13 protein-coding genes are annotated in these 16,397 nt (G+C 67.4%); 6 read left to right on the top strand and 7 right to left on the bottom strand.

What is annotated here, in order from left to right; genetic code table 11:
- Positions 1 to 152: 152 nt before the first annotated feature.
- Complete coding sequence (locus AC4ELS_RS03550; RefSeq protein ID WP_236734598.1) at positions 153 to 3,140, top strand: heterodisulfide reductase-related iron-sulfur binding cluster; 2,988 nt, start codon at positions 153 to 155, stop codon at positions 3,138 to 3,140.
- 190 nt (positions 3,141 to 3,330) lie between these two features.
- Here the strand turns inward: AC4ELS_RS03550 and AC4ELS_RS03545 are convergent, their stop codons facing one another.
- Positions 3,331 to 3,576, bottom strand: a complete 246-nt coding sequence (locus AC4ELS_RS03545; RefSeq protein ID WP_064877821.1) for a hypothetical protein — start codon at positions 3,574 to 3,576, stop codon at positions 3,331 to 3,333.
- Between the two features lie 237 nt (positions 3,577 to 3,813).
- Between AC4ELS_RS03545 and AC4ELS_RS03540 the strand changes: the two genes are divergently transcribed.
- Entirely contained in the window at positions 3,814 to 5,103 is a 1,290-nt protein-coding gene (locus AC4ELS_RS03540; RefSeq protein ID WP_064877819.1) for a pyridoxal phosphate-dependent aminotransferase, read from the top strand.
- Between the two features lie 6 nt (positions 5,104 to 5,109).
- On the opposite strand, the gene AC4ELS_RS03535 is transcribed toward AC4ELS_RS03540, so the two are convergent.
- Complete coding sequence (locus tag AC4ELS_RS03535; protein WP_498883135.1) at positions 5,110 to 5,673, bottom strand: hypothetical protein; 564 nt, start codon at positions 5,671 to 5,673, stop codon at positions 5,110 to 5,112.
- An 80-nt stretch (positions 5,674 to 5,753) separates the two neighbouring features.
- On the opposite strand from AC4ELS_RS03535, the gene AC4ELS_RS03530 reads away from it, so the two are divergent.
- The 4 genes from AC4ELS_RS03530 to AC4ELS_RS03515 are packed head-to-tail and all read left to right on the top strand — an operon-like array spanning position 5,754 to position 10,641.
- Positions 5,754 to 6,983 carry a YibE/F family protein gene (locus tag AC4ELS_RS03530; RefSeq protein ID WP_135361921.1) on the top strand — a complete coding sequence of 410 codons (1,230 nt, stop codon included), beginning with the start codon at positions 5,754 to 5,756 and terminating at the stop codon, positions 6,981 to 6,983.
- A gap of 42 nt (positions 6,984 to 7,025) precedes the next feature.
- Positions 7,026 to 7,550 (top strand): 2Fe-2S iron-sulfur cluster-binding protein, encoded by a 525-nt coding sequence (locus tag AC4ELS_RS03525; protein WP_064877813.1) that lies wholly within the window; start codon positions 7,026 to 7,028, stop codon positions 7,548 to 7,550.
- Positions 7,547 to 8,542 carry an FAD binding domain-containing protein gene (locus tag AC4ELS_RS03520; RefSeq protein WP_064960954.1) on the top strand — a complete coding sequence of 332 codons (996 nt, stop codon included), beginning with the start codon at positions 7,547 to 7,549 and terminating at the stop codon, positions 8,540 to 8,542. The genes AC4ELS_RS03525 and AC4ELS_RS03520 overlap by 4 nt, the downstream gene beginning before the upstream one ends.
- Complete coding sequence (locus AC4ELS_RS03515; protein WP_499045882.1) at positions 8,539 to 10,641, top strand: xanthine dehydrogenase family protein molybdopterin-binding subunit; 2,103 nt, start codon at positions 8,539 to 8,541, stop codon at positions 10,639 to 10,641. The genes AC4ELS_RS03520 and AC4ELS_RS03515 overlap by 4 nt, the downstream gene beginning before the upstream one ends.
- Positions 10,642 to 10,650: 9 nt before the next feature.
- On the opposite strand, the gene AC4ELS_RS03510 is transcribed toward AC4ELS_RS03515, so the two are convergent.
- The 5 genes from AC4ELS_RS03510 to AC4ELS_RS03490 form a co-directional block, all read right to left on the bottom strand.
- Complete coding sequence (locus tag AC4ELS_RS03510; protein ID WP_055110724.1) at positions 10,651 to 11,019, bottom strand: nuclear transport factor 2 family protein; 369 nt, start codon at positions 11,017 to 11,019, stop codon at positions 10,651 to 10,653.
- Between the two features lie 18 nt (positions 11,020 to 11,037).
- On the bottom strand, positions 11,038 to 11,790 hold the full coding sequence (locus tag AC4ELS_RS03505; RefSeq protein WP_498883134.1) for a maleylpyruvate isomerase family mycothiol-dependent enzyme: 753 nt from the start codon (positions 11,788 to 11,790) through the stop codon (positions 11,038 to 11,040).
- Between the two features lies 1 nt (position 11,791).
- On the bottom strand, positions 11,792 to 13,108 hold the full coding sequence (locus AC4ELS_RS03500; RefSeq protein WP_064877805.1) for a cytochrome P450: 1,317 nt from the start codon (positions 13,106 to 13,108) through the stop codon (positions 11,792 to 11,794).
- 38 nt (positions 13,109 to 13,146) lie between these two features.
- Positions 13,147 to 14,478, bottom strand: a complete 1,332-nt coding sequence (locus tag AC4ELS_RS03495) for a UDP-glucose dehydrogenase family protein (protein WP_448448408.1) — start codon at positions 14,476 to 14,478, stop codon at positions 13,147 to 13,149.
- A 164-nt stretch (positions 14,479 to 14,642) separates the two neighbouring features.
- Positions 14,643 to 16,256, bottom strand: coding sequence for a DUF7159 family protein (locus AC4ELS_RS03490; RefSeq protein WP_448448407.1), 1,614 nt, complete (start codon positions 16,254 to 16,256; stop codon positions 14,643 to 14,645).
- Positions 16,257 to 16,397 lie beyond the last annotated feature (141 nt).

Raw genomic sequence — 16,397 nt, 5'->3', positions numbered from 1 at the left:
AGTTAGGTAAGCCTCGGTAGCGGTGGGAAACACCGAAATGTCACTATGAGCTGAAGGAAGCTAAGTTACTGACGGGTAACTATGCCCAAGTTACTCACGGGTAACATCCGAATGGAGGCGTTTCTGTGGAGAGTCTCGAACACACACTGGTTGTGTCGCGACTGATTCTCGGTGTGCTCGCAACGCTCGTCGTGCTGGTGTTCGCCGGCAAGCGCGTGCTGTGGCTGACCAAGCTGATCAGCTCGGGACAGAAGGTCGGCGACGAGCGTGGCCGCAAGGACCATCTCGTCCAGCGTTTCCTGAACCAGAACAAAGAAGTCTTCGCGCAGTCGAAGCTGCTGAAGTGGTCCATCCCAGGCCTTGCGCACTTCTTCACCATGTGGGGCTTCTTCGTCCTCGCCACGGTGTATCTCGAGGCCTACGGGGTTCTGTTCAACCCCGAGTTCCACATTCCGTTCGTCGGCCGTTGGGCCGTGCTGGGCTTCCTACAGGACTTCTTCGCCGTCGCCGTGCTGGCCGGCATCATCGTCTTCGCGATCATCCGCATCCGTAAGAACCCCGAGCAGCTGGGTCGCGAGTCCCGCTTCTACGGCTCGCACAACGGCGGCGCCTGGACGATTCTGATCATGATCTTCCTGGTCATCCTGACCTACGCGATCTTCCGCGGTGCCGCCGTCAACGTCCTGGGCGAGAACTTCCCGTACCAGTCCGGCGCCTTCTTCTCCGACGGCATGGCCGCGCTGCTGGCTCCGCTTGGCCACACCGCCAACGTGTGGCTCGAGACCATCGCGCTGCTCGCCCACCTCGGCGTCATGCTGGCCTTCCTGCTGATCGTGCTGCACTCCAAGCACCTGCACATCGGTCTGGCCCCGATCAACGTCACCTTCAAGCGCCTGCCCGACGGCCTCGGCCCGCTGCTGCCGATGGAATACAAGGGCGACAAGATCGACTTCGAGGATCCCGCCGAAGACGCGGTGTTCGGCAAGGGCCGCATCGAGGACTTCACCTGGAAGGCCAACCTCGACATGGCGACCTGTACCGAGTGCGGTCGCTGCCAGTCGCAGTGCCCGGCCTGGAACACCGGCAAGCCGCTGTCTCCCAAGCTCGTGATGATGAACCTGCGCGATCACCTGTTCGCGAAGGCTCCATACATCATCGAGGGCAAGCCGATGCCCGAAGAGGGTTCGGTCGACTTCGCCAAGCTGGGCGACAGCCTGCATGGGCACGGGGTTCCTGAGGACGGCTTCGCCCGCATCGAGGGTTCCGGCCCCGAGCAGGCACTGCGCCCGCTGGTCGGCACCGCTGAGCAGGGCGGCGTGATCGATCCCGACGTGCTGTGGTCCTGCACCAACTGCGGCGCCTGCGTCGAGCAGTGCCCGGTGGACATCGAGCACATCGACCACATCGTCGACATGCGCCGCTACCAGGTCATGGTCGAGTCGGAGTTCCCCGGTGAGCTCGGTGTGCTGTTCAAGAACCTGGAGACCAAGGGCAACCCCTGGGGCCAGAACGCCAAGGACCGCACCAACTGGATCGACGAGGTCGACTTCGACGTCCCGGTCTACGGCGAGGATGTCGAGAGCTTCGACGGCTTCGAGTACCTGTTCTGGGTCGGCTGTGCCGGCGCCTACGAGGACCGGGCCAAGAAGACCACGAAGGCCGTCGCCGAGCTGCTTGCCGCCTCGGGCGTGAAGTTCCTGGTGCTCGGCACCGGCGAGACCTGCACGGGTGACTCGGCCCGCCGCTCCGGCAACGAGTTCCTGTTCCAGCAGCTGGCCGCGCAGAACGTCGAGACCATCAACGAGCTGTTCGAGGGTGTCGAGACGGTCGACCGCAAGATCATCGTCACCTGCCCGCACTGCTTCAACACGATCGGCCGCGAGTACCCGCAGCTGGGCGCCAACTACACCGTCGTGCACCACACGCAGCTGTTGAACCGCCTGGTCCGGGACAAGAAGCTGGTGCCGGTCAAGTCCACAGGCGGCCCCGAGGTCACCTACCACGACCCGTGCTTCCTTGGTCGTCACAACAAGGTCTACGAGGCTCCGCGCGAGCTGGTCGAGGCCTCCGGCGTGACGCTCAAGGAAATGCCCCGCCACGCCGACCGCGGCCTGTGCTGTGGTGCCGGTGGCGCGCGGATGTGGATGGAAGAGCACATCGGCAAGCGCGTGAACGTGGAGCGCACCGAAGAGGCGATGGACACCGCCTCGACCATCGCGACCGGCTGCCCGTTCTGCCGCGTGATGATCACCGACGGTGTCGACGACGTGGCCGCGGCGCGCAACGTCGAGAAGGCCGAAGTGCTCGACGTGGCTCAGCTGCTGCTGAACTCGCTGGACAAGAGCGGCATCACGCTGCCCGAGAAGGGCACGGCGGCAAAGGAATCCGAAAAGCGAGCCGAGGCACGCGCGGAAGCCGAGGCCAAGGCCGCAGCGGCGGCACCGGCTCCGGCACCGGTGGTCGAGGAAGCTCCGGCGGCTGAGGCAGCACCCGCTGCCGAAGCTCCCGCAGCCCCGGCCGCAGCTGCGGCCCCGGTCAAGGGTCTGGGCATGGCCGGAGGCGCCAAGCGTCCCGGCGCCAAGAAGACCGCGGCTCCCGCTGCGTCGGCAGCTCCGGCTGCCGAGGCCGCCGCTCCGGCAGCTCCGGTCAAGGGCCTTGGCATCGCCGGAGGCGCCAAGCGTCCCGGCGCCAAGAAGACCGCGGCCCCTGCCGCCTCTGCCGCTCCGGCTGCCGAGGCGCCTGCCGCTCCGGCAGCTCCCGCGGCGCCGGTGAAGGGTCTGGGCATGGCGGCCGGCGCGAAGCGTCCGGGTGCCAAGAAGGCTGCGGCCCCTGCTGCGTCGGCTGCTCCTGCAGCTCCCGCCGCGGAGGCACCGGCTGCCGCTCCCGCGGCGGCTGAGCCGGCCAAGCCGGAACCGCCGGTCGTGGGCCTGGGCATCGCCGCAGGCGCGCGTCGGCCGGGTGCCAAGAAGGCTGCTCCGGCTGCTCCGGCAACCCCGGCCCCGGCTGCACCCGCCGCCGAGCCGACGCCGGAACCGGCTGCTGAGAAGCCCGCCGAGGCGCCGGCCGAGCCCGCCAAGCCGGAACCGCCGGTCGTGGGCCTTGGCATCAAGCCGGGCGCCAAGCGTCCCGGTAAGCGCTGAGCACGTCGTAACGCACCGAACGGCCATCTCCGCGAGGAGGTGGCCGTTCGGCGTTCTGCCCCCTGATGTCCTGTCCCAGCCCCTGTGACGAGTGTGCAGCCTATTGCGCCGTCCGACACCTGCCGGAGCGATAACCTGCACACTCGTCACAGTGCGCCACACCGGACTATCCAGCGGAGGCCTGCGCCGATCAGCCGCCGCTACCGCCATAGGGTGGCGCCTTTACCGCCGGCGCCGCCACAGCCGGCGCGATCGTGCCGGTGTAGGTGACGGTCGTGGTCTCACCGAGGGTCATCGATCCGCCGGAGACGACGGTGGCCGGGCCCTCCGGTGTTCCACTCATGGTGGCGGCGATGACGCCCATTGTGACCACGGCGCTGCCGCCGAGGACCGCAGCCAAGGTGTTGACTCGGAGGATGCTGGTAATTCGTGCCATCTGGATTGCCAATCTGGTTGAACTTGTTGCCGATGAAAACACCATCTGACCTGGGTAGATAGTCGGCCTTTTGCGTTCCAGCCATAGTTGCGCAGGTTCTGGGACAGTGCGCGGCCACCGAAGCGAACACACAGGCGGCTTGCATATGACTGCCAGGAACGGGCACGGATGGCGCGTCTCGGCAAATCAGCGCATTGTGGCGGTGGCCACCTACCACATGGGCAAATTCCAAATTCAGTGGACGGTGATGAGACCATGGTGAACGTGACTACCCATCAGTTGCCGTGGCAGACCGGTCAGCACCCGAAGCCGCGTACGTTCGCCCAGTCCACGAAGCTGCAGGACGTCCTGTACGAGATCCGTGGACCGGTACACGAGCACGCCTCACGGCTGGAAGCTGAAGGGCACCGCATCCTCAAGCTGAACATCGGCAACCCCGCGCCGTTCGGCTTCGAAGCGCCCGACGTGATCATGCGCGACATGATCCAGGCGCTGCCGAACGCGCAGGGCTATTCCGACTCGAAGGGCATCGCCAGCGCACGCCGGGCGGTGTTCACCCGATACGAGCTGGTCGAGGGCTTTCCCAAGTTCGACATCGAAGACGTTTATCTGGGAAACGGCGTCTCCGAGCTCATCACCATGACCCTGCAGGCGCTGCTGGACAACGGCGACCAGGTGCTCATCCCCGCACCGGACTACCCGCTGTGGACGGCCTCGACCGCGCTCGCGGGCGGCACCCCGGTGCATTACATGTGTGACGAGACCCAGGGCTGGAATCCCGACGTCGCCGATATCGAATCCAAGATCACCGAGCGCACCAAGGCGCTCGTCGTGATCAACCCGAACAACCCCACAGGCGCGGTGTACAGCCGCGAAACCCTGGAACAGATGGTGGAGCTGGCCCGCAAGCACCAGCTCCTGCTGTTGGCCGACGAGATCTACGACAAGATCCTCTACGACGACGCCAAGCACATCTCGCTGGCAACGCTGGCGCCCGACCTGCTGACCCTGACGTTCAACGGGCTGTCCAAGGCCTACCGGGTGGCGGGTTACCGCTCCGGCTGGCTGGTCATCACCGGCCCCAAGGAGCATGCGACCAGCTTCATCGAGGGCATCAGCCTGCTGTCCAACATGCGGCTGTGCCCGAATGTGCCTGCCCAGCATGCGATCCAGGTGGCGCTCGGCGGCCACCAGAGCATCGACGACCTGGTGTTGCCGGGCGGCCGGCTGCTCGAGCAACGTGACACCGCGTGGACCAAGCTCAACGAAATCCCGGGAGTTTCCTGCGTGAAACCGTCGGGCGCGCTGTACGCGTTCCCGCGCCTGGACCCCGAGGTGCACGACATCCACGACGACGAGCAGCTGGTGCTCGACCTGTTGCTGCAGGAGAAGATCCTGTTGACCCAGGGCACGGGATTCAACTGGCCCACACCGGATCACCTACGCATCGTCACCCTGCCGTGGTCGCGTGACCTGGCCCAGGCCATCGAGCGTCTCGGTAACTTCCTGGCCGGCTACCGCCAGTAAGGCCTGCTACCACCCGTTGTCACGTAGCCCGCACATCCACCAGCCGTCACCGAGATCGACCGGATCGGCGCAGATGAAGCCGTACATGTCGGCCCCTTCGGGAGACTCGACGGGGTCGTACAAGTAGCCGCCGGCATCGTCGGGAATGCCGATCCACTGCGGGAAGAAGCGGCTTCCGTCCCGGACCGATGCTCTTCCCTCCGCTACGAGAAACCTCAGCGTCCAAGGCAATTGGTTCCCGTAGTACTCCTTGCCGGGGTCGGTTTGCAGTGCCCGCTCGAACAACGGCCGGTGCATCGCGAACCACGTTCGGGGTGCCACCTTCCACGTCGAGTTCACCACTATGGTGACGACGACGAGTACCGGCGCCGCCGTCGCGAGAACCACCCAACGGCGGCCTCCTATCGCCGCGGCCACCACCGCGGCCAAGCCGAGCAAGTACAGCGCCCCCATGAGCGGGTTCATCAGGATGTCGAAGATCCACCACGATGTTCTCGACCAGTGCCACCAGAACCCGACCAACCAGCACGCCAGGCCACCCCACAGCAGCCAGACCCACCACCTACCCACCCGCTCAGTATCGCCGCCTGACGTGCAGTGCCCGGTGCGGACGCCAGGAACCCGACAGCCACCCCCTCTACGCTGTCCGGGTGGCGCATACGCATTCCCACTCCCATTCTCTGGCCGGTCCGTCGCCCTTGGGCCCGCTGGCCGCCCGCATCGTCGTCGGCCTGTTGGTTGCCATCGGTCTCGCGATGCTCATCGGCGCCGCGGTGCTGTGGCCCAGCCACCAGAAGGTCGACATTCCGCTGCCCTTCCAGAACGCTGCGGGCGGTGCCGTCACCACCGAGGCCGGGCACGTCACGTCCAGCACTCTGGCCGATTGCGGCAGCCCGTCGGCCGGAGGCGTGTTGACGTCGGCACCGAGGCCCGCCGAACCCGGCGGCGGTACCTGCGTGCAGAACCTGGTTGCCATCGATTCCGGGCCGAACAAGGGCGCCAAGACGCTACTCGAATTCACCACCGGCCCCGGCCAGCCGAATCTTGCTGCCGGAGACAGTATTCGGGTGAGCCGGCAGGTCGACGAGGCCGGCACGACGACCTATGCGTTCTTCGATTTCGAGCGCACCTGGCCGCTCATCGCTCTGGCCGTGGCGTTCGCTGTGGTGATCGTTGCGGTGGCGCGCTGGCGCGGGCTGCGGGCCATTGTCGGCATCGTCGTGGCGTTCGCGGTACTGATGATCTTCCTGCTGCCTGCCCTGCGCGACGGTGCCCCGGCGATCCCAGTGGCTCTGGTGGCGTCGGCGGCCATCCTCTACGCGGTGATCTATCTGGCCCACGGTGTCAGCCTGCGCACCAGCGCGGCCCTGCTGGGCACTCTGACCTCGCTGTTGCTGGCGGCGATACTGTCCTGGGCGGCAATCGAATTGGCCCATCTGACGGGACTGTCCGAGGACCAGAACAACGAGGTCGCGGCGTATATGGGCAACGTGTCCATCACCGGACTGCTACTGGCCGGGTTCATCATCGGCTCACTGGGTGTGCTCAACGACGTGACCATCACCCAGGCCTCGGCGGTGTTCGAGCTCGCCGAGCACGGTGGCAGCCGGCGCTCGATCTTCGTGGGCGCCATGCGGGTGGGCAGCGACCACATCGCCAGCACGGTCTACACGCTGGTGCTGGCCTATGCCGGCAGCGCCCTGCCACTGCTGCTGTTGTTCAGCGTGGCCAACCGGTCGCTGGGCGACGTACTGACGGGTGAGAGTGTGGCGATCGAGATCGCTCGCTCCGCGGTGGGTGGCATCGCCCTGGCGCTGTCGGTTCCGTTGACGACGGGGATTGCCGCGGTGCTGGCCACTCCGCAGACCAGCAGGCACTGAGCCGTCACGTTTGGCCACCATCAGCCGGGGTACCCGGCGACGGTGAGCCAGCCCGATCGTCATCACAGCGAGTTGTCCCTCGAGGTCGACGGGACCCGTCGTGATCTGACGGTCGACAACCGCATGACACTGCTGGACGCGCTGCGTGAACGGCTGGGCGTCACGGCACCCAAGAAGGGTTGCGATCACGGCCAGTGCGGATCGTGCACGGTGCTGCTCGACGGACGCCGCGTCACGACTTGCCTGACGTTCGCCGTTGCCGCCGACGGGGCACAGATCACCACAGCCGCCGGCCTCGAGCAGAACGGTCAACTGCACCCGGTGGCGCAGTCCTTCTACGAGGAGGACGCCTTCCAGTGCGGCTACTGCACACCCGGCCAGATCTGTTCTGCGGTCGGCATGTTGGACGAGGCCAAGTCCGGAGCCCCCAGCTTCGTCACCGACGATGTCGAACTCAGCCCGGTGCTCACCGACGATGAGATCCGGGAACGGATGAGCGGCAACCTTTGCCGGTGCGCCGCGTATCCGAACATCGTCGCGGCGATCGGGCGGGCGGCGACTCGATGAAGCCGTTCGACTACCACCGTGCGACGAGTCCCGCCGATGCGGTGGCTGTGCTGGCCGACCACCCGCACGGCGCGTTTCTCGCTGGAGGCACCAATCTGGTCGATCACATGAAACTCGGTGTCGCGCAACCTGATCTCCTGGTCGACGTCAGCCGGCTGGATCTGACCGAGACCGTTCACACCACAGACGGTGGCGTTCGCATCGGCGCAAATGTCCGCAACAGCGATCTCGCGGCCGACCCGGTGATCCGCGCGCGCTATCCGATGCTGGCCCGGGCCTTGCTGTCCGGTGCGTCCGGACAGTTACGCAACGTCGCCACCACGGCCGGCAACCTGCTGCAGCGAACCAGGTGCGTGTACTTCCAAGATGTCACCACGCCATGCAACAAACGATCTCCGGGCACCGGTTGCTCGGCGCTCGACGGCTACGTGCGCTACCACGCCATCCTCGGAGCATCCCCGCACTGCGTGGCCGTGCACCCTTCGGACATGGCAGTGGCGATGTGTGCCCTCGATGCCCAGGTGGTGGTGCAGACCCGAGATGGCGAGCGTCGGATCCCGCTCGACGAGTTCTACCGGCTGCCCGGCGACGAACCGGACCGTGACACGGTGCTGCGGCACGGCGAGCTGATCACCGCGGTTGAGTTGCCCGCGCCACCGAGCGGGGCGGTGTCGGATTACCGCAAGGTCCGCGACCGCGCGTCCTACGCCTTCGCGTTGGTGTCGGTCGCTGCGGAGCTGACCTTCACGTCGACGTTCCAGATCGGTTCGGCGCGAGTCGCATTGGGCGGGGTGGCGCACAAACCATGGCGGGCGCGGCGAGCCGAGCAGGTTCTGACCGGCGATCAGCCCTCTGCGGAGACGTTCGCCGCTGCGGCCGACGCCGAACTCAAGCAGGCGGTACCTCTGCCGGGCAACGAGTTCAAGGTGGACCTGGCCCGCCGCACGATGATGGCGCAGTTGCGCATGCTCACAGAACGGAGGCGGCCGTGACTCTCGTCGAACCACACGCAATCGGAAAGCCATTGGCCCGCGCCGACGGCCGAGCCAAGGTCACCGGTACCGCCCGCTACGCGTTCGAGCAGCAGGTCGAGCATCCGGCGTATCTACATCCGATCCAAGCCACCATCGCACGTGGCCGGGTGACCGCCATGGACGTCACCGCAGCCCTCGCCATGGAGGGGGTCCTCGACGTGCTGACCGTGTTCGACGCCCCGACACTGGCAGATTCCTCGGACGGTGAACTGGCCATCCTGCAGGACGACCGGGTGCATTTTCGCGGACAGATCATCGGCGGGGTGGTCGCCGAGACCGCTGAGATCGCCCGGGAGGCAGCCGCTCTGGTGCGGGTCGAGTATCGGCGAGAACCGCATGACGCAGAACTGACCGCGCATCATCCGGGCCTGTACACCCCCGAGTCGGTCAATCCGTCATTTCCCGCCGACACCGACGAAGGCGACGTCGAGGCGGCACTGGCGGCGGCCGAGGTGACGGTCGACGCGACGTACCGGACTCCGATAGAGCACAACAACCCGATGGAACCCCACGCATGTGTCGCGCAGTGGGCGATGCGCGACGGCCGCCCGGCGGTGACGCTGTACGACTCGACCCAAGGCGTGCACGTCGTGCGCAAGACCCTGGCACCGATGCTCGACCTGGAGCCCGAGCAACTGCGCGTCGTGGCACCCCATGTGGGTGGCGGATTCGGGTCGAAAGGCGCGCCCCATGCCCACGACGTCCTGGCCCTGTTGGCCGCCCAACGGTCCGGGGGTCGCCCGGTGAAACTGGCGCTCACCCGACAGCAGATGTTCGCCCTCGTCGGCTACCGCACCCCGACCATCCAACGGCTGCGGCTCGGCGCGGACAAGAGCGGCCGGCTGACCGCACTGGTGCACGACGTGATCGAACAGACCGCGACCGTCAAAGAGTTCGCTGAACAGACCGCCGTCACCTCCCGCAAGATGTACGCCAGCCCCAACCGGCGCACGACGCACCGCCTGGCCGCACTCGACGTTGCCGTCCCGTTCTGGATGCGGGCACCGGGTGAGTGCCCTGGCACGTTCGCCGCGGAGGTGGCGATGGACGAGCTCGCGGTCGCCTGTCATCTGGACCCGATCGAGCTGCGCTTACGCAACGAACCCGACGTCGATCCCGAATCCGGCAAGCCGTGGTCGGGCCGTCACCTCGTCGAGTGCCTGAGGCTGGGTGCCGAGCGGTTCGACTGGGCTCCGCGGGATCCCCGCCCCGCCAAACGCCTGGCCGGCCATTGGTTCATCGGAACCGGCGTGGCGGCAGCGACGTACCCGGGGATGGCGATGGAAGGCAACACCGCCCGCGTCACCCACACCGGACAAGGCCGCTATACGGTCCAGATCGGTGCCGCCGACATCGGTACCGGCACATGGACCGCTCTGGCCCAGATCGCCGCAGACGCGCTCGGTTGCGGCGTCGAGGCAATCGATCTGCAGATCGGTGACTCCGACCTACCGCAGGCCTCGGTGGCGGGCGGCTCGTCGGGCATCACGTCGTGGGGTTCGGCAATCGTCGCCGCGGCCAATCAGTTTCGCCGCGAGCACGGGGACCACCCGCACATCGGTGTGACAGCGGAGGCCGAGGCGCCGCAGAACCCCGACGCGGACAAGTACAGCGTGCAGTCGTTCGGAGCACACTTCGTCGAGGCCCACGTCAATTCCGACACCGGAGAGATCCGGATCCCACGCATGCTCGGCGTTTTCTCGGTGGGTCGGGCGATCAACGCACGGACCCTGCGCTCACAGCTGATCGGCGGGATGACCATGGGCCTGTCCATGGCCTTGCACGAGGAGAGTGTGCGTGACATCCGGTTCGGTCATGTGGTCACGCAGGATCTCGCGTCCTATCACTTCAGCGCCCACGCGGATGTGACTGGTATTGAAGCGATCTGGCTCGACGAGGTCGAGGAGCACCTGAACCCGATGGGCTCCCGCGGCGCCGGCGAGATCGGTATCGTCGGTGCCGCGGCCGCAGTGGTCAACGCCGTCCACCATGCCACCGGAGTGCGGGTCCGCGAGCTCCCGGTGACCCTCGACAAGGTGTTGCCGGGGCTGCCGTGAGCCGTCGAATCAGCCGACGAGATCCTTTTCGGTGAGTTCGGTGGCGGCCAGCGCGGCGGCCAGGGTGTCGTGACGGAACGCCGAGGTGACGTGATCGTGCACCACCCGGAATGCCGCAGCACCGGTGCGGGTGGTCCCGTCAGCCGCCATGATGGTCTCTTCGACGACGACCACGCCGTCGTGCACGAACATCCGCCCCGGCGTCACGGTGTCCCCGCCGGTTGCAGCCCACTCACGTAGGGCGGCGTGCCCTTGGGCGGCACCGTTGGCATCGCCCACCTCGATGTCATCGCTGGACAGCGCGATCAGGGTGTCGATGTCGTCTTCGTCCAGCGCGTCGTGCCAGGCCAGAACCGTGGCGATCTCGGATGTGGTCATGAACGAAACGTACGCCTCTCAGAACGGTGTGCGGTCGAGCCACGCATCCCAGGTTGCGGTGTCGCCGAACACTTCCAGCCCGAGATCGGCAGCCGTGCCCCGCCGCGTGACCGCCATCAGCAGCTTCTGGGCCGGGCCCTTGAGCGCGACGGTGCCCTTGCCGTGGCTGTGGGCCCACCCGAGCCCGTCCTCGTCGTGCTCCACCGTCCACTCCCCCGTCGGCCCCAGACCGTCGTCGGTCGCGTGCAGGTGGATGCTGGTGCCGAATGCGAGCGGCTCTCCATGCCGTTTCTTCGCCATGGCGGTGGCGATCTCCAGCCATTCACTGACCGCGTCGGCCGCGAGGTCGGCCGGCAGCACGAACTCGGTTCCCACGGCCAGCGCGGCGTCAGCGTGGTGAACCGCCGCCTCGTGGACGCGTCGCCGCACCCACCAGCCCGCGGGTTTGGGGCCCAGGAACGTCCAGATCCTGGCGTCGGTGCCGATCTGGTCCACCGACTTGAGGACCTGGGCCGCGCCCGCGTTGAGCCACTCGATGGCAGCGTCGGGATCGTCGGGCGGCTTCCCGTCATGGACCTCGCGCGGATCGAGCGGTGAGACCCGGCGCTCGGAGATAATCTGTGCCGCCCAACGGTTTCCGCGCCCGACATGGCGGAACAGTTGTTTGAGCGTCCAGTCCGGGCAGGTCGGCACCGGCGTCTCCGGATCGCTGGAGGCGATCAGCTCCCCGAAGCTCCGGGTCTGGTCGAGCAGAGCGGCTCGGAAGTCCACGTCACGAACCTACCGCTGTGTGTGCCTTTCCGAGTGTGATCGGCAGAGTCGACCAGCCGCGCAGAATTCGGGTATCGCGGCGACTGCCTTCGCCGGCGGCCCGCGCGTCGGGAAAGCGGTCGAAGAAGGTCTGCAGACCCACCTGGCCTTCAGCTCTGGCCAAGGCCGCGCCGAGGCAGAAGTGACGGCCGCCGGAGAACGACAGGTGCCGTCCGGCGTTGTCGCGTTCGATGTCGAAGCGGTGCGGGTCGGTGAACACCGCCGGGTCGCGGTTGGCGCCGGCCAGGTGAATGATGACGAGTTCGCCGGCCTGCACGGCGGTGCCGGCCACCTCGGTGTCGCGCAGGGCAACCCGCGCGCTCATCAGCACCGGTGAGTCCAGCCGCAGGATCTCTTCCACCGTGTTAGGCCATAGCTCGGGGCGGGCCGCCAAGGTGTGCAGATGCTCAGGATGGTCGAGCAGCATGCGGATGCCGTTGCCCAGCAGGTTGACCGTCGTCTCGAATCCGGCTGCCAGCACCAGCCCGGCCAGCGCCCGCAGTTCGGACTCGTTGAGCGGCTCTCCGGCCGCGCCGGCGTCGGAGGCGGCGATGATCTGGCTGAGCAGGTCGTCACCGGGGTTACGCCGCAGGTGGCGCAGATGATCGGTCAGCCAGGTCTCGAATCCGTGGATGCCGGAGTTCACCTGTTGGTACTGCTGCCAGCTGAGTCCGATGTCGAGACTCGGCGCGCCGAGTTCACCGAAGCGCAGGACCTGGGGCCGATCGGCGTCGGGGACACCCAGGATGTCGCTGATCACCGCGACGGGCAGTTGAGCGCAGTAGCGGTCGACGATGTTGACCACTCCGGCGTCGTCGTCCATGGAGTCCAGCAGGGTGTTCGCGGTTTCCTGGACACCTTCCCGCAGCCGGGCCACCGCGCGGGTGGTGAACACCGAGGAGACCAGCTTGCGGTAGCGGGTGTGATCGGGCGGCTCCGTCGCGAGCAGCGACGGCGGCAGCAGCGGATGCAGCATCCCGGTGTCGGTTTTGTCGGCCACCCAGCGCAACGGCTTCGGCAGGTTGCCGCCGAGCCGCGACACCCGGAAGTCGTCGGAGCGCAGCAGGTCGGTGGCCACGTCGTGGTCGAAGGTCATCAGGAGGGCGCGGCCGCGCACAAGGGGCCCGTGCCGGCGCATCTCGTCGGCGAAGGGCGCCGGGTCGGCCCGCACCGCCGGGTCGGCGATCAACCGAGCCTGCGGATCCCCGCGACGGATGCCGACCGCAGAAATGCCTCTAACCACCCCGTGCAGGGCCATCCACCGGATTCGTTCCCGCATGGCCCGAGCCTACGACCGCGGAATTTGTTCTACAAGCGTCAAACAGTGGCGACGGGCCGTCCCAGCGCGTACACCCGCCACCCGGCTGCCCGCCACCGCTCCGCATCCAGGCAATTGCGGCCGTCCACAACGACTTTGACCCGCACCGTGTCGGCCAGCTCGGCCGGGTCCAGGTCGACGAACTCGGCCCACTCGGTGAGCACCAGCACCGCGTCGGCCCGGTCGCAGGCTTCGATGACCGAAGTGGAGTAATTCAGTGTGGGGAACACCCGCTGCGAGTTGTCCATGGCCTTGGGGTCGTACACGTTGACCGCGGCCCCGTTCAGCTGCAGCATGCCGGCGACATTGAGGGCGGGCGAGTCGCGCACATCGTCGGACTCGGGTTTGAATGCCGCGCCGAGGACTGCGATGTTGGCGCCGAGCAGTGATCCCCCGCAGGCCCGGGTGGTCAGCTCCACCATGGCGGTGCGACGGCGCATGTTGATGCTGTCGACCTCGCGCAGGAAGGTCAGCGCGTGGTTGGCGCCCAGTTCACCGGCACGGGCCATGAAGGCGCGGATGTCCTTGGGCAGGCAACCGCCACCGAAACCCAAGCCGGCGTTGAGGAATCGCCGCCCGATGCGTGGGTCGTAACCCAGGGCGTCGGCCAGCAGTGTCACGTCGGCGCCGGCGGCCTCGCACACTTCGGAGATTGCGTTGATGAAGGAGATCTTGGTGGCCAGGAACGCGTTGGCCGATACCTTGACCAGCTCGGCGGTCTGGAGATCGGTGACCAGGAACGGCACCCCGTCCTCGATCAACGGCGCGTAGAGTTCGCGCACCGCGGCCTCGGCGCGCAGTGAATCATGCTGCACCCCAACCACAATGCGATCGGGGTGCAGGGTGTCGTGCACGGCGTAGCCCTCACGGAGGAACTCCGGGTTCCAGGCCACCTCGACGTCGACGCCCGCCGGGGCGAGTCCGCGGGCCCGGTCGGCCAGGTCGGCGGACGTGCCGACCGGGACGGTCGACTTGCCGACGATCACCGCGTTGCGGCGCAGGCGTGGCACCAGGGTGTCGATGACGGCGTGCACGTGGCGCAGATCGGCGCTGTATTCGCCCTTCTTCTGCGGGGTGCCGACGCCGAGGAAATGCACATCGGCGAAGTCGGCGGCCTCGTCATAGTCGGTGGTGAACCGCAGCCGTCCGGCACTCAGGTTGTCGTTGAGCACCTTGCGCAGGCCGGGCTCGTAGAACGGGATGTCCCCGGCGGCGAGTTTGGCCACCTTGCCCGGGTCGATGTCGACCCCGATCACTTCGTGGCCGAGCTCGGCCATCCCCGCCGCATGTGTCGCGCCCAGATAGCCGGTACCGAATACGGTGCATCGCATACTGCCTGGATAGGCGCCGAGGATGAGCTAGCCGCTACGTGACACTGAGCGGCAGGCCAACGTCAGGTGACGGTTGAGGCGGAGGCCTAGACCCACGAGATCAACGCCGTGGTCGTGGTCGTGCGCTGCGGACAACCATGGCGTTGCATTCGACGCGATTGGCGTCAGTGGCCGCCGAACGACGGGAAGGGCCACAGCCCTCCGCCGTCACCGCCACTACGCGAACCACCGGACCGGCCTGGGTTCCAATCGCCGGATCCCGAGTTACCCGGGTTCCAGTCACCCGAGCCGCCCGAACGGCCGGGATTCCAGTCGCCCGAATTCCGGCCGGGGTTCCAATCGCCGGACCCCCGACCAGGGTTCCAGTCATCCGAGCCCGAGCCCGGCCACTGCGGGGTCTGGGGTTCGTGGCGCGACGGCGGATCCCACGGCCGCTGACGCTGCGGCGGGTCCCACGGAGGACGGAAGATGTTCGGCAGCCGCGGCGCAGGCGGCAGTACCACCAGCGGCGGGATGTACGGCGCCGGCGGGTTGTAGATCGGGGCCGGCGGCGGCGCCACAGGCTCCGGGGCCGGCGGCGGGGCTTCGGGGGCTGGAGCGGGCGCCTCGGGTGCCGGCGGCGGGGCCGCCGCGGGCTGCTCGACGTAGACCGTGCGCGGCGGCGCCTGCGGTGCGGGCGCCGGCGCTTCCTGGACCACCGGGATCGGGGCCTTGATGGTCTCGGGCGGCGGAGCCGGTGGCGGGGGCACCGCCGCTTCCGGCGGCGGAGCGGGTGCCGGAAGTTTGGCCGGAGCGCTGGGCGCCACGGCACCTTGAGCCGGAGAAGGCCGTTGGTCGACCGTCGGCCGGATGCTCACTGCAAGCGAAATAACCAGGGCCACAACGCCAACCACGAACACCGATGTCAACGCGGACCCGACGAGAAGGAACGGTTTGCGCTCGCCTTCCATCGGCATCTCGTCACCGACGAGCTCCACACCGTCGACCGGCGCGTCGCCCAGCGGGGCCATCTCGGTGGCCAGACCGGCCAGCGCGTATGCGCTTCCCGCGGTGGTGCCGTCGGGGTCCTGCGAATAGGCCAGCCCGACCGTGGTCGCCTCGAATGCCGGCGCATTGGCCGAGGCCAGCGCGGCGCCGCGGGCCAGCGCCATCTCCGGCTCGTCGGGGGCGCTGACCGGCAGCGACACCAAGTTCTCCAGGTGCGCCTTCACCGAGGCGACGTCCACTCCTGAGCCCAGGACGAAGATGCCCTGCGGTGCGGAGTCGGACGCCTCGACCGCCGCGGCCATCTCGGAGAGGACGGCCATGGCGTCGGTGGTGTGCAACGACTGGGCCAGCACCTTGACCACCGAGCCGTCGTCGGTCTTCACCACCGACAAGGTCGCGGCGTCACGGTCGATGAACAGCAGCGCGGTGGTGTCGTAGCCGACCGCGCGGCCGACCGCCTGGGCCAGTGCCGCGGCAGCGTGACTTTCGGAGACCAGCATGACGTCGTCGATGCCGTGCGCGGACAGTGTGTCGCGCAGCGCCGCGGCGTCCGAATGGTCCGTCCAGGTGACGCCGATCGCCTTCAGATGGTGACCGCCTGATGTGGCGCTCTCCTGAGTTCCGAGGATGGCCGAGACCACCTGATCGGACGCAGTGGTGGTTGCCGAATCATCACCGGCGGTGACATCGAAGACGTCGTGATCGACTGTGACCCCGTCGGCCTTCTCCCCCTCGACCAGCACCATGCGGACCGTCGTAGGTGCCATCGCCACACCCAATACGATGTCCACCAAGCCCTCCAATGTGTTTGCTGCACTGCCTTTGTCGCCATTGCGCACACATTCCGCACGAACCGACAACTAGAACCTTTTTCGGCGTATCCAGGTCGATCGTTACACCTGACCGCATTAGCTGCGCCGCTAGATTCTGGT

The organism is Mycobacterium shunyiense, from assembly GCF_058270035.1.
Note: the sequence above shows the minus strand (reverse complement) of the source record. Positions and strands in the feature narration are given on the sequence as shown.